Source organism: Brevundimonas sp., assembly GCF_016463485.1.
GTDB lineage: Bacteria > Pseudomonadota > Alphaproteobacteria > Caulobacterales > Caulobacteraceae > Brevundimonas.
The window spans coordinates 1-16,613 of record NZ_JAEMRD010000026.1 but is presented as its reverse complement, the minus strand read 5'-3'; the positions used below and the strand labels follow the sequence as shown (position 1 = coordinate 16,613).

The following is a 16,613-nucleotide window of genomic DNA, read 5'->3' as shown; positions in this document are numbered from 1 at the left end:
TTTTTCATGCCCGACGTGGACCGATCAGCTCTTCCACATCAGCACGGCCGCCTGGACCGGGTTCTGGAACGACCGCCCCTCGGCCCGGCTCTTGATCCATTCCCGCTTGAGCTGCTGGTACCATTTCGCCTGTCTGTCGGCGTCGTCGATCCAGATCAGGGCGGGGTCGTAGCGCAGACCCTCGTTCTGAAGGTTCACCATCCCGCCGTCCTGCTTCAGGAAGGCGCGAACCCCCATCCGCAGGAACGGCTTGGCGATACCGAAGACCCAGTGATCGGACCAGAAGATCTGGGTGATCCTCGTCTTCGTCTCCGTAACGGGCGTCAGGCATGTCAGGGCCAGCACCTGGCGCTCCCCCACCAGAATATGCTCCCAGCGATAGCCGGGCAGGCGGAAGGTGATCTCCGTCGCCGGTGCCCCGCCCAGGATGCGATACGCCCGACTGTTCGACGACGGCGCATGGCGCACCATGGCGAAGCCCTCGGGTCGCGGCTCAAAGGCCTTGGCCTTCTCGTGCATCGAATGGGCCGACCGCCACCACCACTGCTGATGCACATAGGGGCCGTGGGCGGGGTCCATCAGGCCGACGACGGCGTGGTCGATGTGGCTGTCGAAATCCATGGCCTCGACCAGCTTCGCCTCGCCTCCGACGACGCCCGGAAACACCGGCGGCGCGTGATCCGGCGCGGCGTCCGACCGAGGGTCCGAGCGCATCCAGACGAACACCATCCCCTGGCTCTCGACCACCGGATAGGACCGCACCCGGATGCGTCCGGCCTCATAAGCCTGATCCTCGACCAGGGACGGAATGGCCGCGCAGACGCCGTCGGGGCGGAAACGCCAGCCGTGGTAGCAGCACTCGACCGTCTCGCCCTCGCCCGGATGCTCGACCAGCCGCCCCGCCGACAACGGCGCCGCCCGGTGGGGGCAGATGTCGCGCATCCCATAAACGGCACCGGCCTTCGTCCGGCCCACAAGCACCGGCTCGCCCATCAGCTCATGCCGCTTCAATGAGCCCGGCGCGACATCGCGCGACAGAGCAACGAAGTACCAGGCGTCCAGCACGAACCCCTTTCCGAACGCGCTCGGCGGGGCCTTGGCGTCAGGAGCGGTCGTCAGGGCGGATGCAGAGTCGGCGGCGGGCATGACGACATCCTACTGCCCGGATCGCGGCGCGTCATCACGCGCACAGTTTGACAAACCTTGCCATCGAGCGGAGCATCACCCCATGGCCACGATGAATATCTCCCTCCCCGATCAGATGAAGGCCTGGGTCGAGGCCCAGTCGGCCGACGGTCGCTATTCGAACTCCAGCGACTATGTCCGCGACCTCATCCGCAGGGAGCAGATCCGGGCCGAGCAGATCGCCAATATGCAGCGACTGGTCGATGAAGGCCGTGCGAGCGGCGTGTCCGACCAGTCTCCGCGACAGATCATCGACGAGATCCGCGCCGAACTCCGCCAACGCGCCTGAGGTGGCGATTCTCCGGATTAGTCTGGCAGCCAGGCAAGACTTGTCGACGATCTATCGGCATGGCGTGGAAGCCTTTGGGCAACGACAGGCCGACCGCTACATCGACGGGCTTCTCGAAACCCTCGACCTCATAGCTGATTTTCCCGAGATGGCCCGGGTCCGAGACTCGCTGAATCCTCCGGCCCGCATTCATGGACATCGCCGTCACGTCATCGTCTATGATTTGCTGGCGGACGAGAGCGTATTGATCGTTCGGATTCGTCATGCCCTGGAAGATTGGCAAGGCTTGTCAGGAGACATGAACCAATGACCCACCCCATCCACATCGGCATCGGCGGCTGGACCTTCGAGCCGTGGCGCGGGGTCTTCTATCCCGACGGCCTGACGCAAAAGCGCGAACTCGAGTTCGCCTCGCGGGCCCTGACCTCGATCGAGATCAACGGCACCTATTATTCGACCTTCAAGCCCGACAGCTGGATGAGGTGGCGCGACGAGACGCCCGAGGGGTTCAAATTCTCGGTCAAGGCCAGCCGCTTCTGCACCAACCGCAAAATCCTGTCCGAGGGCGGCGAGAGCTTCGCCAAATTCTTGGATCAGGGGCTGACCCTGCTGGGCGACAAGCTTGGCCCAATCAACTGGCAGTTCATGGGGACCAAGAAGTTCGATCCCGTCGATTTCGAGGGCTTCCTCAAACTGCTGCCGCCCGAAAAGGACGGCGTGCGGTTGCGGCACGCACTCGAGGTCCGCAACCCCAGCTTCGACACCGAACAGTTCCGCGACCTGGCCCGCAGATACGGCGCCGCCATCGTCTATGCCGTCGACGATGAGGCGCCGGAGTGGCCCCGGATCGATGCAGACACCGCCGACTTTACCTATGCCCGGCTGATGTCGAGCCGCGAGGACGAACCGACCGGCATGACCTCGGACGAACTGGACGCCGTGGCGACCCAAACGCGGGGCTGGGCCGCGCGCGGGCCGGTCTTTGCCTATTTCATCTCGGGCGCGAAGGTCCGGAACCCGGCGGCGGCCCAGGCGCTGATCAAAAAGCTGGCCTGAACCGTTGCGGTTCGCACCTGTCGCCTACATCTGAGGCGCTGCCATCCCGGAGCCTTTCCCATGCCCATCGCCACCCGTGCCTTTGCCGCGACCACCTCGACCGCGCCCCTCACGCCCTTCGCCTTCGACCGACGCGATCCGGGCCCGGACGATGTGGCCATCGACATCAAGTTCGCCGGAATCTGTCACTCCGACCTGCACATCGTGAAGAACGATCTGGGCAACACCGTCTACCCGATCGTGCCCGGCCACGAGATCGCGGGCCTGGTCACCGCCGTCGGGGCCAATGTGACCAAGTTCAAGGTCGGTGACCGAGTCGGGGTGGGCTGCATGGTCGACAGCTGCCGCACCTGCGCGTCCTGCGTCGAGGGCGAGGAGCAGTACTGCATCCCCGGTTTCACCGGCACCTATGGCAACCCTGACAAGCACAGCGCCGAATCCGGCCAGCCGATCACCCAGGGCGGTTATTCGGACAAGATCGTCGTCGATCAGGCCTTCGTGCTGAACATCCCCGATTCGATCGCGCTGGACGTCGCTGCGCCCCTGCTGTGCGCCGGCATCACCACCTATTCGCCGCTCAAGCACTGGAACATCAAGCCGGGGTCGAAAGTCGCCGTCGTCGGACTGGGCGGACTGGGCCATATGGCGGTCAAGCAGGCGGCGGCCATGGGTGCCGAGGTCACCGTCCTGTCGACCTCGGACCGCAAGAGGGCCGACGCCGAACGAATGGGCGCGAAACATTTCCTCATCAACTCCGACAAGGCGGCGATGAAGGCGGCGGCCGAGAAATTCGACCTGATCATCAACACCGTTTCGGCGACGCACGAGATCGCGGGTCACCTCCAGCTTCTGGCCCGTGACGGCACCATGGTCATGCTGGGCCTGACGACCGAGGCCATGCCCGTCTTCGCCATGCCCCTGCTGTGGCGTCGGCGCAGCGTCGCCGGCTCCCTGATCGGCGGCATCCGCGAGACCCAGGAGATGCTCGACTTCTGCGCCGAGCACGGCATCGCGTCCGACATCGAACTGATCGCGCCGGACCAGATCAACGAAGCCTATGCGCGGCTGGAGAAGTCCGACGTCCGCTACCGCTTCGTCATCGACATCGAAAAACTCGACCAGGCCGCCTGATCCAGAAATACGCCGGGGCCCGGACCCCGGCGTCTATTCCGCGTCCGGCTGCACATCCGGCCGGGCCCTGGCAAAGGCCGGCAGGGCGGAACAGGCGGCGTCGATCGCCTCCAGACGCGGCCAGCGCACCTCGACCCCGAACCGTCGCGCATTGCCCATCTGGGGGATCAGACAGACATCGGCCAGGGTCGGGCTGTCCCCGAACGCGAACGGGCCCGGCCGGTCCTCGACCAGCCGTTCCAGCGCGTCGAAGCCGTTGGAAATGACCGTCCGCGCCCAGTCCTGGGTCTGATCCGGCGTCTGGCCCAGCCCTGCCAGCGCCTTCAGCACCCGCAGGTTCTGAAGCGGATGGATGTCGCAGGCGATGGCCTGGGCAAAGCCGCGCACTTGGGCCCGCGTGGCGGGATCGGAGGGCAACAGAGGCGGATCGGGCTGGACCTCATCCAGATACTCGCAGATCGCCAGCGACTGGGTCAGGACCGTACCGTCATCCAGCACCAGGCTCGGCAGCAGCCCCTGCGGGTTGACCGCCAGATACTCCGGCGACAGTTGCTCACCCTTGCGCAGATGCTGGTAGCGGCTGTCGGTCGCCAGACCCTTCAGATTGAGCACGATCCTGACGCGCCACGCCGCCGAGGACCGGAAATAGCCATGCAGGATCATGATCAGTTCGCCGGCGGGCCGATAGTGACGGTTAGTTCGCCCAGACCGTCGATCGCACCCACCAGAACGTCGCCCTGCGCCACCGGCCCGACCCCTGCCGGGGTACCGGTGTAGATCAGGTCGCCGGGCTCCAGCCGGTAGTATCGCGACACATGGGCGACGACCTCGGGAACAGACCAGATCATGTCCGCCAGATCCCCCTTCTGCTTCGGCTGACCGTTGACGCTCAGGGTGACGGCCCCCTTCGACGCATCGAACCCTGCGGCGGGCCGGATGGGCCCCAGCGGCTTGGACTGTTCGACGTTCTTGCCGGCGTCCCACGGACGGCCCGCGTCCTTGGCGACGGTCTGAAGATCACGGCGGGTCATGTCGAGACCGATGGCATAACCGTAGACGAGGTCCAGCGCGTCCGCCTCGGACACGTCACGGCCCGACTTGCCGATGGCGATGACCAGCTCGATCTCGTGCTGGTAGTCGTGGGTCGCTTGCGGATAGGCGATGACGCTGCCGTCGGGCGCGACCGTCTCGGCCCAGCTGGTGAAGAAGAAGGGCGGTTCGCGATCCGGATCCTTGCCCATCTCGCGCGCATGAGCGGCATAGTTCCGCCCGATGCAGAACAGCCGCCGGACGGGAAAGCTTTCGCCCGTCGTGGTGGGAGCCAGGACGCCGGGAGCCGGGTCGAAGGTCAAGGTCACGCGCTGTCTTCCTTGCAGGGGTTCGGTTTTTCCCGGGCCGTCCGATCGGAATAGCGGAACCGGGCCGGACTGTCTCGCAGCGACTCTTAAGTCCCCCACTGGCCTTTTGGTCCGCACCCCTGTAAGAGGCGCGCGCCTCCCCGCATGACGCACATTCCCCTAGCGGCCCCCGCACCCATTCCTGACTTGGGCGGCCGCCTTTTCGCATTGAACGACCGATATGAACCTTCGCAACGTCGCCATCATCGCCCACGTCGACCATGGCAAGACCACCCTGGTGGACCAGCTGCTCGCCCAGTCCGGCGTCTTCCGAGCCAATGAGGCCCAGACCGAGCGGGCGATGGACTCCAACGACCAGGAGAAGGAACGCGGAATCACCATCCTGGCCAAGTGCACCAGCGTGCTCTGGAACGGCGAGGCGGGCGAGACCCGGATCAACATCATCGACACTCCCGGCCACGCCGACTTCGGCGGTGAGGTCGAGCGCATCCTGGGCATGGTGGACGGCTGCGTCATCCTGGTCGACGCCGAAGAGGGCGTCATGCCCCAGACCAAATTCGTGCTGACCAAGGCCCTTAAGATGGGCCTGCGCCCCATCCTCTGCATCAACAAGGTCGACCGCGCCCACGCCGATCCCGACCGCGTCCACAACGAGGCCTTCGACCTGTTCGCCGCCATCGGCGCGACGGACGAGCAACTGGACTTCCCGCACATCTACGCCTCGGGCCGCGCCGGCTGGGCGACGATGGACCTGAACAAGCCCAACGACACCCTGGCCCCCCTGTTCGACCTGATCGTCAGCCACGTGCCGCCGCCCAAGGTGCAGGCGAACAAGGACAAGCCGTTCCAGATCCTGAACGTGCTGATCGAGAGCGATCCTTTCCTGGGCCGCCTGCTGACCGGCCGCATCGAAAGCGGCAAGGCCGTTCCCGGCATGGCCATCCACGCCCTGGACCGCGACGGCAAGGAAATCGAGCGCGGCCGGATCACCAAGGTCCTGGCCTTCCGCGGCCTGAAGCGCACGGCCCTGGACGAGGGTTCGGAAGCGGGCGACATCGTCGCCATCGCCGGCATGTCCAAGGCGACCGTGGCCGACACCCTGTGCGCCATGGAAGTCACCGACGCCCTTCCCGCCCAGCCGATCGATCCGCCGACCATCTCCATGACCGTCTCGGTCAACGACAGCCCCCTGGCCGGTCGCGAAGGCGACAAGGTCCAGTCGCGCGTCATCCGCGACCGCCTGCTGAAGGAGGCCGAGGCCAACGTCGCCATCCGCGTCACCACGACCGAAGGCGGCGACGCCTATGAGGTCGCGGGTCGTGGCGAACTGCAGCTGGGCGTGCTGATCGAGAACATGCGCCGCGAAGGCTTCGAGGTCTCGATCTCGCGTCCGCGCGTGGTCTATCAGGAAGGCGAGAACGGCGAGAAGCTGGAACCGATCGAGGACGTCATGATCGACGTCGACGACGAATACACCGGCGTGGTCATCGAGAAGCTGTCGGCCCGCAAGGCCGAGCTCAAGGACATGGGCCCCTCCGGTGCCGGCAAGACCCGCATCAGCCTGCTGTGCCCGTCGCGCTCTCTGATCGGCTATCAGGGCGAGTTCCTGACCGACACGCGCGGATCGGGCGTCCTGAACCGGGTCTTCAGCCACTACGAGCCGTTCAAGGGGGCCATCGAGGGCCGCCTGAAGGGCGTGCTGATCTCCAACTCCGACGGCGACACGGCGGCCTTCGCCCTGTGGAACCTTGAAGACCGCGGCGTCATGTTCGTCGGTGCCGGCGAGAAGACCTATGAAGGCATGATCATCGGCGAGAACGCCCGCTGGGACGACCTCGACGTCAACCCGATCAAGGGCAAGCAACTGACCAACGTCCGCGCCTCCGGCAAGGACGAGGCCGTGCGTCTGACGCCGCCGCGCATCATGTCCTTGGAGCAGGCCATCGCCTATATCGGCGAGGACGAACTGGTCGAGGTCACGCCCAAATCGATCCGCCTGCGCAAGCAGATCCTGAACCCGTCGTTCCGCAAGAAGCGCGCACGTCCTGAGTAAGCCTTACGGCTTGCGGGCTATCGCTCGCCGCGCGGCGGCTCGCTGCTTGAGCCCGACCCTGCCCTGAATGAGAAAAGGCCGCCCCTCACGGAGCGGCCTTTTTTGTTGCCTCGACCGAACTCCTCAGCGCGGCGTTTCGGTGATCCCCAGGACGGCCTGGGCCCCCGAGCCGCCCAGAACGCCGATCCAGATGTCGTACTTGCCGCTGCGGGGGCGGCGATAGACCACCTGCGGGTCGCCGTCGCCGAAGCTGTCGTCGTCGCAGGACCAGCGACCGTCCGGGCCGTTGACGATCAGGGTCGTGTCCGAGTTCGACACCGCCCGGAACACCAGCGGCAGCCGCCCCGCCGTATAGGTCACGCTATAGTCCGGCGCGTCGGAGATGTTGCCCACACAGGCCCCCGGCAGGTCGGTGTCGGTATAGGCGTCGATCGAGCCCCCGGCATAGACGCTGACCGTATAGGGATCGGGCGTGAACCCGGCCCGCAGGCGCACGCTGCCGAAGTTGGGGCGCAGGCCCGAGTTCTGGGCCGAGGCCGTATCGGCGATGGTCGTCACAGCCCCGGCGACGAGAACCGCGCCGATGGCGGCAGCCAGTCTGATTGCTTTCATGGTCGTATCCCCCGTTTCCGCGGGGCGACATCGCACCGTGGTATGCGAAAAATCATGCGACCGCCGCCCCCGACCCGTCAAGCCGCCGCCCCTGTGGCGTCAGGATGAGTCAGTCCATGAAAGGGTAACCGGTTGGCAGGCAAGCTCGACTGTCACACCAGCCGAGCAGGCGTACCCGACGTCCCCACGGTCACACCCTCAGATCGGCAACCCGGATCGCCTGTTCCAGACGGACGACACCGTTGACATCGCGAACCTCGGCCAGGACGGTCGGACTATCGCCATTCCAGCCGATCGTCAGAAGGCCGAAATTCTGATCGCGGAACACCCCTCCCACACGGAGTGCGTTGGGCGGCGTCACAGGCCAGACCTCGGTCAGGCCCGATGAGGTAATATCCCACAGCGGATAGGGGACGTTGACGTCCAGCTTCGAAATCTCGCCGTAGTGGGTGTCACCCGACAGGCAGAACAGGCCGTTCGCCTTCTTGTCGCGGATCGCCCCGATCAGCCGCTGGTGGTCATGAGCGAAGTTGATCCACCCCTCCCAGCCCGCGAAATCCGCGACCACCTGAAGGCTGGACCCGAACACCCGGATGTCGGCGGGCACGGTCAGTTGTTCCTCCAGCCAGCGCCACTGGCGCTCGCCCAACTGGGTCGCGGCCAGATCAGGATTACGATCATAGGGGCCCGGGGTCGTCTCGCCGACGGCTGCACGCGCCCTGACCCAGGTCTCATAGTCCTGATCGCCCAGCTCCAGGGACTTGAGCGGCGTCCGGTTCCAACGCAGATCGGGCAGGATCACCTGGACCCGCCGCCCCTCCGGGCCAAAGACATGGGCCGTGTAGATGCCGTCGCGGGTCCGTCGGGGGCTGTCGGCGGCCTCGCCGAAGAAATCCAGAAACTGACGGCGGCTCTCTTCCTTCATGGGGTAGTCGGCCCCGGCGTCGTTCTCGCCGAAGTCGTGATCGTCCCAGATGGCCAGGATCGGCGTCGTCGCCTTCAGCTTCTGATAGCCCGGCTGGGCCGCCAGTTCGGCATAGCGTTGGCGCATCACCTCGGGGTCACGCGTGTCCAGATAGACGTTGTCGCCCAGGAAGATGAACAGGTCCGGTTCGGTCGCCAGCACGGCATCCCAGATCGGCTGGGGCTTCTGGCTCTTGGCGCAGGAGCCGAAGGCGATCCGGGTCAGCGTGCGCGCCGACTCGGCATGGGAGTCAGCCTTTGCGGTTGCTGCACCGGCCGCCAGCCCGACACCGACCGTCCCGCTCATCAAGCCGCGTCTCGAAATCTGAGCCATCGTCGTATCCTGATCCAAAACCGAAAGAGGGGCGCGTCCTCGAGAGAACGCGCCCCACCGTATTGAAGCCGTCGCCGCGCTTTAGAAGTGGCGACGCAGCGTCACGAACGCCTGGCGCGGCGCGCCCGGCAGGAAGGTCTGGCCGCCTGCCCCGTTCGAGAACCCGCCCGAACCGACCGTCGAGATATGATCCTCGTCCAGCAGGTTGGTGACGTTGAACTGGATCTCCGTCCCGTCCAGCAGGCTGCCGGTGTCGATGACCCGATAGCCTGCGGTCAGTTCCACCAGCGTATAGCCGTCCACGCTCTCGTCGTTCAGATAGCTCGAGAAGCGCTCGCCGGTGTAGGCCGCCGCCAGAGTGCCGAACAGGGCACCGTCGTCATAGGCCAGTTCGGCGCGGAACAGGGTCTCGGGCGTGTTGACCACAGTCTTGCCCGCCGTCGCCGCCACCAGGGCACCGACTCCGTTGCGGACATCGTCCTCATAGGTCGAGTCGTTGTAGCTGAACGAGCCGAACGCGGACCAGTCGTCGTTGAAGGTCCAGACCGCCGCCGCCTCGAAGCCACGCGACTGGACCGAGCCCACGTTCTGGATGCCGTTGCCCAGGCCCTGGATCGGAGCGCCCAGGGCGACGCTCAGCAAGCGATCCTCGAACTCGACATTGTAGACCGCGAGTGATCCTTGAAGCTGGTCGAAGCGGAAGCGCCAGCCGGCCTCGATGGTCTTGGAACTTTCCGGCTGAAGGGTGTTGCGCAGCGCCGCAAAGCCCGCCGCCGAGGCCGAGAACGGGCCGCCGGTGTTGGAGGACTCGAACGCCCGGATGTTTTCCGAGTAGGAGACGAACAGCTGCTGGTCGGCGTTCAGGTCGAACGTCGCGCCGACCTGGGGCAGGAAGGTGTCTTCGGCCTTGATCGTGCCGGTCTTGTTCGGACCGGTGAGGGTGCGGGCCGTGTTCTCGACCGACAGCGACTTGAAGCCACCGAATACCGTCAGGGCGTCGGTGACCGACCAGGTGTCCTGGACGTAGAACAGGCGGGTCTCGGTTTCGAACTCATACTGCCACTGGGTGAAGAAGGGGTTCTCCAGGAACTCCAGCGACGAGCGAGTGTTGGCGGCCCGGCCCAGGCCGTAGAAGCGGCGGGCGTGGTTGAAGTCGTTCTGCTCCAGCCAGAACCCGGCCTCGATCGCGTGGGCGCCGAGGTCCAGATTGGCCGAACCGAATGCCCCCTTGCGGTCCATGTCGTATTCGGTGGTGCGTACCGAGATCGGGCTGGGGATCGCGATCGCCGCACCGTTCTGGTCAGGCGCACCGACGGGCGTGCCGACGTATGGCGTCCACCACAGGCCCTGGCCCTTGTTGGTGTGGCCATAGCCGGTCAGCGAGACCGAGAAGGCGTCCGTGATCGGATAGGAAATCGTCAGCGCGCCGATCGTGTCGTCGCGCAGGCCGGCGGCGTCGAAATAGGCGTCGTCGACCGTCTGGATCGGGGTCGGATAAACCGTGCCGGCCGCCGGATTGGTCACGGCCGCGCCGGTGTCGCCGCGGTTGTTGGCGATGTCGGCGATCCGGACCGCCAGGTTGTAGTTGTCCGAGATGTTGTCGAAGTCACGGCCCAGGCGCGCGATCTGGGCCAGGGACAGGTCCTGGTAGTCGTTCTCGCGGCGTTCGGAATGGTTGATGAAGCCGGTGATCTCGCCCGCGCCGATCGGCTGGACCAGGTTGAAGTTGATCTGCTTCTGGTTCTGTTCGCCCACGCCCTTCCACTTGTCCATCGAGTGATCGCCATAGGACAGCGACAGGGCCGTATCGGCCGGGCCGAACGCGCCCGAGTCCAGGCGGATGAAGCCGCGCAGGGTTTCTTCGCTGCCGTAGGTGCCGGCCACGTCCAGGCCGAACACATCGGCCGGGCGACGGGTGTTGAACTGGACCGTGCCGCCCAGGTTGCTGGTCGAAGCCGTGCCGAGCGCGCCCGAGCCCTGGGCCACGTCCACCCGGCCGACGTTCTCGGAGATGACGGCGCGCGAGATGTGCAGGCCGTTATGGTTGCCGTAGCTCATGTCGCCGAGCGGCACGCCGTCCAAGGTGAAGCCGAGCTGGTTCTGGTTGAAGCTGCGCAGCACGATGCGCGCGGACCACTCGTAGTTCCCGAAGGCGTCGGCCGACTGGAAGGAGACGCCGGGCAGGCGTTCGATCGCCTTCAGCGGGCTGGTGCCGGGCGCTTCGACGGCGATGGCGGCGGCGGTGATCGAAGCCTGCTGGCGGGTCTGGCCGCGGCCGAAGACGACGATCTCTTCCAGTTGTGAATCCGCTCCGGGCTCGGACACGATGGACTGTGCGACTGCCGGACAGGAGGCGAGGATCGCACTGGTCAGCACGAGGGCGAGCGTGGAAACGCCCGTCAGAAGACGATGATTGGTCATGTTTGCCCCGAAGTTTGTTCTGCGTCACGAAACGCAGCGGGGGCTTAGGGAGGGTCCGAGACGACCCCGCAACGGCCAGGCTTCAGTTCCATGACGGGACAGGATCTGCTGATGTTTGGCACGCAGCGTGGCGTAACGGCTACGCTTGATCCGGGTACGGTATTCGAGAAATGGCGGACCCGAAACAGCTCCCGGCGGCTCCCCCTGCCCACGCCGACGAAGGATCAGACCCATCAGGATCGGAAGACGCTCCGGAACTGGCCCGGACGGGATCCGAACCACTGTGTCGAGGGATGCTGATGTCCAGCGACATGAACCCTCGCGTAGCAGCCGCGTGTCGCAGCTCGCCCGATGAGGTCCAGGTTCTTGTAATCTAACGCCTGGTGGAGCCGAGGGGAGTCGAACCCCTGACCTCGTCATTGCGAACGACGCGCTCTACCAACTGAGCTACGGCCCCTCTCAGAGGGTGAAGGCGAGGCCGGGACATAGGCGGGGGGACCGGGGGGTGTCAACGGCCAACCGGCCCCGGCAAATCTGCGGCGACTGGGCGTTTGGCGGAACGGCACAGGTCGGCTAGACAGCGTGCAAGAGCGACGCCTCCCCGTCGCGTCCTTGTTGCTGGAGTTCTCGCATGGGCTACGCCATCGTCTGGCTGGTCGACGCCGTCATCGGCCTGATGATCCTGTTCATCATCGCCTCGGCCATCCTGAGCTGGTTGTTCGCGTTTGACGTCATCAACCATCGCAACCGGTTCGTCAGCCAACTGGCCAATTTCCTTGATTCGGTGACCCGGCCGTTGCTGGAGCCGTTCCGACGCATCATCCCGTCGCTGGGAGGGATCGACATCTCACCGATCGTGGTGCTGCTGCTGCTTCAATTCGCTCGCATCCTGTTCATGCGCACGGCGGCCCCGGCATTGATCGCCCTGCTGGGCTGATGCCGGGTGTGGCCTTCGGGTCGCGCGGGATGGTGCAAGGATGCTGCGGCGCACGATTCCAGCCTTGCGCCGTTCGCCGACCCTCTTAAGGTGCCGGGCTCTGGCGAGTACGCCGCTGCCGACCCTGATTTGATGACCTGCGCCGCATGACCACGATCGCAACAGTCGCCATCATCGGCGCCGGCCAGATGGGCGTCGGCATCGCCCATGCGGTCGCGCTGGGCGGATATTCGGTCCTGCTTTACGACATCGATCCCGCCCGCCTGCCACTGGCGCTGGGCGAGGTCGCGGCCAATCTGGCGCATCAGGTCGGCAAGGGTCGTACCACGCGGGCTCAGGCCGATGCCGCCCTGGCCCGCATCGCCCCCGTCGAAACCCTGGCCGAGGCCGGCAAGGCCGACCTGGTCATCGAGGTCGCGGTCGAGGACGAGGCAGTCAAGAAGGCTCTGTACGCCCAGTTGGTCCCGCACCTGGGGCCGGACACCCTGTTGGCGTCCAACACATCGTCGATCTCCATCACCCGCCTGGCCTCGGCCACCGACCGGCCCGAGCGGTTCATCGGCCTGCATTTCATGAAGCCGGCCCCCGTCATGGGTCTGGTCGAGATCGTGCGCGGCATCGCCACCTCAGCCGCCACCTATGACGCCGCCGTCGCCTTCGCCGAGAGCCTGGGCAAGACCACCACAAATGCCGAGGACTTCCCCGCCTTCATCGTCAACCGCATCCTGGTGCCGATGATGAACGAGGCCATCTTCACCCTGTACGAAGGCGTCGGCGACGTGGCCTCGATCGACAAGGCGCTGAAGCTGGGGGCCAACCATCCGATGGGACCGCTGGAACTGGCGGATTTCATGGGGCTGGACGTCGTCCTGGCCATCATGAACGTGCTCTACGACGGACTGGCCGACAGCAAATACCGGCCCTGTCCCCTGCTGGTGAAATATGTCGAGGCCGGCTGGCTGGGTCGCAAGAGCGGTCGCGGCTTCTATGACTATTCCGGCCCCACCCCGGTGCCGACACGGTAAGGGGGCACGATGAACCTCTCCTTCGACAAGCCCGAAGACATTCCCGGCCAGACCCGCGTCGTCTGGCGCCGGACGCCGGGTGCCAAGCTGATCGCCGGGATCGCTGCCGTGGCCTGGCCGCCGCTGATCCTGACCCTGCCGCTGTTGCCCCCGTCGAACTGGTTGCCGGGGCGCGAGATGGACTGGCGGCTGATCGTGCTGATCCTCGGAGCCATCGCTTCGCCCGTCGGCCTGTGGCTGCTGGAGCGCGAGCGTGAACGGACCGGTCGACCGGGATCGCGGCTCGGCATCGTGTGGCGCTACATGCTCTACGGCGGCCTGCTGGCGGCGGGGCTGATGGTGCTGTTCGCCCTGGTCAGCATGGCCTGGGGCTGGATCCAGTCGGGCAGCTTCCTGGAGGCGCTGGGCTATACCGAGACCATCCTGCTGATCTACGGCGTGGGCGGCCTGCCGGTCGCCATCCTGCTGGGCGTAAGCTACGCGCTCTGGGCCGGACTGTGCGTCGCCTTCCTGGCCTTCGAGCCCCAGCCCGAGGTCAAGGACCGGCTGGGTCTGATGGATCGCGATCCCGGCTGACTTGCCTCCCCGACCCGCGTTCGCCAAGGTGACGTGGAACTCGGGGGATGTTTCAGATGAGCACGATGGACGCGACCGCGACGGTGGTCGATGACACGGCCGCGCCGGAGCCCAAGTCGGCGCCGGTCTCCACGGCGCAGCGGATCGAGACGCTGGACATGCTGCGCGGCTTCGCGGTGCTCGGCATCCTGGCCGTCAACGCCATGAGCTTCGTCTGGCCTTTCGGTGTCGAGGGCAGCACCAATGCCGCGCCGTTTGAACAGGGTGGGGCGAACCAGATCGTCACCTGGGCGGTGAATGTCCTGTTCCACAACAAATGCCGGACGCTGTTCTCGATGCTGTTCGGCGTGTCGATCTTCCTGGTCGGCGGGGAGTTCGGCGACAAGGCGCGCGGTGCCCTGCTGCGGCGGCGGCTGTTCTTCCTGGCGATCTTCGGCCTGATCCACGGCCTGGCCATCTGGTTCGGCGACATCCTGTTGCTTTACGCCTGGTCGGGCCTGTTCATGATGTTCGCGCGCTCCTGGTCGGTTAAACGTCTGATGTGGATCGGGTTCGGTCTGGTGGCCGCCTTCTCGGCCCTCACGATCGGAATGGAAGTGTTCGGCTCGCTCGAGGTGACCAGCACCTCCGACTGGAACAAGGCCGTCGCCGAACAGCGGGTCGGCATTCTGAAGACCATCGAGACCGTGCGCTCGGGATGGCTCCCGGCCATGACCGAGAATCTCGAGAACTGGGTCCAGCTTCAGATGCCCAGCGTGCTGATCTACGTCTTCCCGACCGTCGGGCTGATGATGCTGGGGCTGGGCCTGTTCAAGTCGGGTTATCTGGCGGGCCGGGCGTCGGACCGGACGTACGCCATCATGCTGGCCATGGGCGTCGCGATCGGTGTGGTGCTGGGCGTGTTCGACTGGGTCGTGGTCGAGCCCGGGCGTTCGCCGACCTGGGCCAGCCTCGGGTCGGGGATCGTGGGCGAACTGGCGCCCTTCATGACCCTGGCCTGGGCGGCGCTGCTGATCCTGATGACGCGGCACGGCCTGGGTTTCGTCAGCCGTCGCCTGGTCCCCGTCGGCCGGATGGCCTTCACCAACTACCTGAGCCAGTCGATCATCATGGCCAGCCTGTTCTACATGCCCTGGGGGCCGCACCTGTACGCGCGGGTCGATCCCGGTCCGCTGTTCGCCATCGTCGTCGGGATCTGGCTTTTGCAGTTGGTCTGGTCCCCGCTGTGGCTGTCGCGGTTCGAGATGGGGCCGCTGGAATGGGTCTGGCGCTGCCTGACCTACGGACGCCGGGTGCCGCTGCTGAAGGCCTGACATTACGCCGAATTAAGGTTGCGGGACGGCATCGGCGCCGCATCCTGAGGTCGGGAACACGAGGGGGCTCGAGATGACCACGACAGACACGGTGCCGACGCGCCCGAATCCCGTCACGGGCGGCGACCGGATCTTCAACCTGGACATGCTGCGCGGCCTGGCCGTGCTGGGGATTCTGGCGGTCAACGCCCTGTCCTTCGCCTGGCCGTTCGAGGTCTATGGCGATCCCGAATCCGCGCCCTTCGCCATGGCCGGGGCCAACAAGATCGGCACATGGGTCACCGACGTCTTCTTCCACGACAAGTTCCGCAGCCTGTTCTCCATGCTGTTCGGCGTCTCGATCTTCCTGGTCGGGGGCGAGCGTTCGGACAAGACGCGCGGAAAGCTGCTGCGCAGCCGGCTGTTCTGGCTGTTCGTGATCGGCCTGATCCACGGCCTGGGTATCTGGTACGGCGATATCCTGATGCACTACGCCTACACGGGCCTGCTGATGCTGCTGATGCGGTCGATGTCGGCAGGCAAGCTGCTGTGGATCGGCGGCGGGGTCAGCCTGTTCTGGGGCGTGGTCGGGGCCGGGATGGCGATCCTGATGGCAAGCCTTTCGCCGGAAGTGCGCGACCAGATGGGTGGCCCCGAGGTCAGCCCCGAGAAGATCGCCGCCACCATCGAGGCCGTGCGCACCGGCGGCTGGATCGCCGCCATGACCGAAAACCTCAGGGCCTGGGCTTTCGTCCAGGGCTTCAGCCTGGCGCTGATCCCCGTCACCCTGCCGCTGATGATGCTGGGACTGGGCTTGTTCAAGAGCGGCTGGCTGGCCGGCAAGGGGGCAATGTGGACCTATCTGCTGGCCATCGCGGCGGGCGCGGCCATCCTGGCCGGACTCGGCTGGTACCGCTGGCAGACCCTGGGCGTCGAGGACGATCCGACCGGCGGCCTGTCGGCGGCCCTGGCCCAGTTCGGCTTCGTCATCACCCTGGGCTATGCGGCCCTGCTGATCCTGCTGACCAAGGGGGGGCTGAAGATCATCACCGGTCGGCTGGCCCCCGTCGGGCGGATGGCCTTTACCAACTACCTGACCCAGTCGATCCTCATGGCCAGCCTGTTCTACATGCCGTGGGGGCCGCTGCTGTACGGCCAATGGGGCCCGGCCATGATCTGGAGCGCCGTCGGCGGCATCTGGATCCTGCAGCTGATCTGGTCTCCGCTGTGGCTGTCGCGGTTCGAGATGGGTCCGCTGGAGTGGATCTGGCGCTGCCTGACCTATGGACGGATGGTGCCGCTGATGAAGCGGGGCTGAAGCACGAGCCTCTCCCTCCCCCTCGGGGGAGGGCAGATCGCGAAGCGATCGGGTGGGGGCGGC

Annotated in this window: 16 protein-coding genes and 1 tRNA gene; 10 read left to right on the top strand and 7 right to left on the bottom strand. The window is 65.9% G+C overall.

Annotated elements, in window-relative coordinates:
• Positions 1 to 24 precede the first annotated feature (24 nt).
• A complete protein-coding gene (locus JHC99_RS06160) occupies positions 25 to 1,146 on the bottom strand; it encodes an aromatic ring-hydroxylating dioxygenase subunit alpha (protein WP_292152579.1) in 1,122 nt (373 codons plus the stop codon).
• 82 nt (positions 1,147 to 1,228) lie between these two features.
• Between JHC99_RS06160 and JHC99_RS06155 the strand changes: the two genes are divergently transcribed.
• Genes JHC99_RS06155 through JHC99_RS06140 form a run of 4 tightly spaced genes read left to right on the top strand, consistent with a single transcriptional unit; the run spans position 1,229 to position 3,661 of the window.
• Positions 1,229 to 1,474, top strand: a complete 246-nt coding sequence (locus JHC99_RS06155; RefSeq protein ID WP_292152578.1) for a type II toxin-antitoxin system ParD family antitoxin — start codon at positions 1,229 to 1,231, stop codon at positions 1,472 to 1,474.
• Positions 1,389 to 1,784: a type II toxin-antitoxin system RelE/ParE family toxin gene (locus JHC99_RS06150; protein WP_292152577.1), complete on the top strand. Its 396-nt coding sequence runs from the start codon at positions 1,389 to 1,391 to the stop codon at positions 1,782 to 1,784. The genes JHC99_RS06155 and JHC99_RS06150 overlap by 86 nt, the downstream gene beginning before the upstream one ends.
• Positions 1,781 to 2,530, top strand: a complete 750-nt coding sequence (locus tag JHC99_RS06145) for a DUF72 domain-containing protein (RefSeq protein ID WP_292152576.1) — start codon at positions 1,781 to 1,783, stop codon at positions 2,528 to 2,530. Before JHC99_RS06150 ends, JHC99_RS06145 begins: the two co-directional genes overlap by 4 nt.
• A 60-nt stretch (positions 2,531 to 2,590) precedes the next feature.
• A complete protein-coding gene (locus JHC99_RS06140) occupies positions 2,591 to 3,661 on the top strand; it encodes an NAD(P)-dependent alcohol dehydrogenase (protein WP_292152575.1) in 1,071 nt (356 codons plus the stop codon).
• Between the two features lie 33 nt (positions 3,662 to 3,694).
• Here JHC99_RS06140 and maiA read toward each other — a convergent pair whose 3' ends face one another.
• Together maiA and JHC99_RS06130 are read right to left on the bottom strand one after the other, a co-directional pair.
• A complete protein-coding gene (maiA, locus tag JHC99_RS06135) occupies positions 3,695 to 4,324 on the bottom strand; it encodes a maleylacetoacetate isomerase (protein WP_292152574.1) in 630 nt (209 codons plus the stop codon).
• 2 nt (positions 4,325 to 4,326) lie between these two features.
• Entirely contained in the window at positions 4,327 to 5,019 is a 693-nt protein-coding gene (locus tag JHC99_RS06130) for a fumarylacetoacetate hydrolase family protein (RefSeq protein WP_292152573.1), read from the bottom strand.
• 220 nt (positions 5,020 to 5,239) lie between these two features.
• Here JHC99_RS06130 and typA point away from each other — a divergent pair, with 220 nt between their 5' ends.
• A complete protein-coding gene (typA, locus tag JHC99_RS06125; RefSeq protein ID WP_292152572.1) occupies positions 5,240 to 7,072 on the top strand; it encodes a translational GTPase TypA in 1,833 nt (610 codons plus the stop codon).
• A gap of 123 nt (positions 7,073 to 7,195) precedes the next feature.
• Here the strand turns inward: typA and JHC99_RS06120 are convergent, their stop codons facing one another.
• The 4 genes from JHC99_RS06120 to JHC99_RS06105 all read right to left on the bottom strand — a co-directional run bounded on the left by JHC99_RS06120 (position 7,196) and on the right by JHC99_RS06105 (position 11,859).
• Positions 7,196 to 7,684, bottom strand: coding sequence for a peptidase S1 (locus JHC99_RS06120; RefSeq protein WP_292152571.1), 489 nt, complete (start codon positions 7,682 to 7,684; stop codon positions 7,196 to 7,198).
• A 190-nt stretch (positions 7,685 to 7,874) separates the two neighbouring features.
• Entirely contained in the window at positions 7,875 to 8,981 is a 1,107-nt protein-coding gene (locus JHC99_RS06115; protein ID WP_292152570.1) for an alkaline phosphatase D family protein, read from the bottom strand.
• 81 nt (positions 8,982 to 9,062) lie between these two features.
• The gene (locus tag JHC99_RS06110; RefSeq protein WP_292152569.1) at positions 9,063 to 11,402 is read right to left on the bottom strand and encodes a TonB-dependent receptor; all 2,340 of its coding nucleotides are present in this window, start codon (positions 11,400 to 11,402) and stop codon (positions 9,063 to 9,065) included.
• 381 nt (positions 11,403 to 11,783) lie between these two features.
• A tRNA-Ala gene (locus JHC99_RS06105) sits at positions 11,784 to 11,859 on the bottom strand.
• A gap of 174 nt (positions 11,860 to 12,033) precedes the next feature.
• Between JHC99_RS06105 and JHC99_RS06100 the strand changes: the two genes are divergently transcribed.
• The 5 genes from JHC99_RS06100 (at position 12,034) to JHC99_RS06080 (ending at position 16,550) form a co-directional block, all read left to right on the top strand.
• Complete coding sequence (locus JHC99_RS06100) at positions 12,034 to 12,339, top strand: YggT family protein (RefSeq protein WP_292152568.1); 306 nt, start codon at positions 12,034 to 12,036, stop codon at positions 12,337 to 12,339.
• A gap of 146 nt (positions 12,340 to 12,485) precedes the next feature.
• Complete coding sequence (locus JHC99_RS06095) at positions 12,486 to 13,364, top strand: 3-hydroxybutyryl-CoA dehydrogenase (protein WP_292152567.1); 879 nt, start codon at positions 12,486 to 12,488, stop codon at positions 13,362 to 13,364.
• 9 nt (positions 13,365 to 13,373) lie between these two features.
• On the top strand, positions 13,374 to 13,940 hold the full coding sequence (locus tag JHC99_RS06090; RefSeq protein WP_292152566.1) for a phthalate transporter: 567 nt from the start codon (positions 13,374 to 13,376) through the stop codon (positions 13,938 to 13,940).
• A gap of 56 nt (positions 13,941 to 13,996) precedes the next feature.
• Positions 13,997 to 15,253, top strand: a complete 1,257-nt coding sequence (locus JHC99_RS06085) for a DUF418 domain-containing protein (protein ID WP_292152565.1) — start codon at positions 13,997 to 13,999, stop codon at positions 15,251 to 15,253.
• Between the two features lie 73 nt (positions 15,254 to 15,326).
• Positions 15,327 to 16,550 carry a DUF418 domain-containing protein gene (locus tag JHC99_RS06080; protein WP_292152564.1) on the top strand — a complete coding sequence of 408 codons (1,224 nt, stop codon included), beginning with the start codon at positions 15,327 to 15,329 and terminating at the stop codon, positions 16,548 to 16,550.
• Positions 16,551 to 16,613 lie beyond the last annotated feature (63 nt).

What these genes read in the sequence shown, in the direction of transcription:
- JHC99_RS06155 (WP_292152578.1), top strand. Translation starts at nt 1,229, where the DNA reads ATGGCCACGATGAATATCTCCCTCCCCGATCAGATGAAGGCCTGGGTC.
- JHC99_RS06145 (WP_292152576.1), top strand. Translation starts at nt 1,781, where the DNA reads ATGACCCACCCCATCCACATCGGCATCGGCGGCTGGACCTTCGAGCCG.
- JHC99_RS06080 (WP_292152564.1), top strand. Translation starts at nt 15,327, where the DNA reads ATGACCACGACAGACACGGTGCCGACGCGCCCGAATCCCGTCACGGGC.
- JHC99_RS06150 (WP_292152577.1), top strand. Translation starts at nt 1,389, where the DNA reads ATGAAGGCCGTGCGAGCGGCGTGTCCGACCAGTCTCCGCGACAGATCA.
- maiA (WP_292152574.1), bottom strand. Translation starts at nt 4,324, where the DNA reads ATGATCCTGCATGGCTATTTCCGGTCCTCGGCGGCGTGGCGCGTCAGG.
- typA (WP_292152572.1), top strand. Translation starts at nt 5,240, where the DNA reads ATGAACCTTCGCAACGTCGCCATCATCGCCCACGTCGACCATGGCAAG.
- JHC99_RS06110 (WP_292152569.1), bottom strand. Translation starts at nt 11,402, where the DNA reads ATGACCAATCATCGTCTTCTGACGGGCGTTTCCACGCTCGCCCTCGTG.
- JHC99_RS06095 (WP_292152567.1), top strand. Translation starts at nt 12,486, where the DNA reads ATGACCACGATCGCAACAGTCGCCATCATCGGCGCCGGCCAGATGGGC.
- JHC99_RS06140 (WP_292152575.1), top strand. Translation starts at nt 2,591, where the DNA reads ATGCCCATCGCCACCCGTGCCTTTGCCGCGACCACCTCGACCGCGCCC.
- JHC99_RS06100 (WP_292152568.1), top strand. Translation starts at nt 12,034, where the DNA reads ATGGGCTACGCCATCGTCTGGCTGGTCGACGCCGTCATCGGCCTGATG.
- JHC99_RS06090 (WP_292152566.1), top strand. Translation starts at nt 13,374, where the DNA reads ATGAACCTCTCCTTCGACAAGCCCGAAGACATTCCCGGCCAGACCCGC.
- JHC99_RS06115 (WP_292152570.1), bottom strand. Translation starts at nt 8,981, where the DNA reads ATGGCTCAGATTTCGAGACGCGGCTTGATGAGCGGGACGGTCGGTGTC.
- JHC99_RS06120 (WP_292152571.1), bottom strand. Translation starts at nt 7,684, where the DNA reads ATGAAAGCAATCAGACTGGCTGCCGCCATCGGCGCGGTTCTCGTCGCC.
- JHC99_RS06085 (WP_292152565.1), top strand. Translation starts at nt 13,997, where the DNA reads ATGAGCACGATGGACGCGACCGCGACGGTGGTCGATGACACGGCCGCG.
- JHC99_RS06160 (WP_292152579.1), bottom strand. Translation starts at nt 1,146, where the DNA reads ATGCCCGCCGCCGACTCTGCATCCGCCCTGACGACCGCTCCTGACGCC.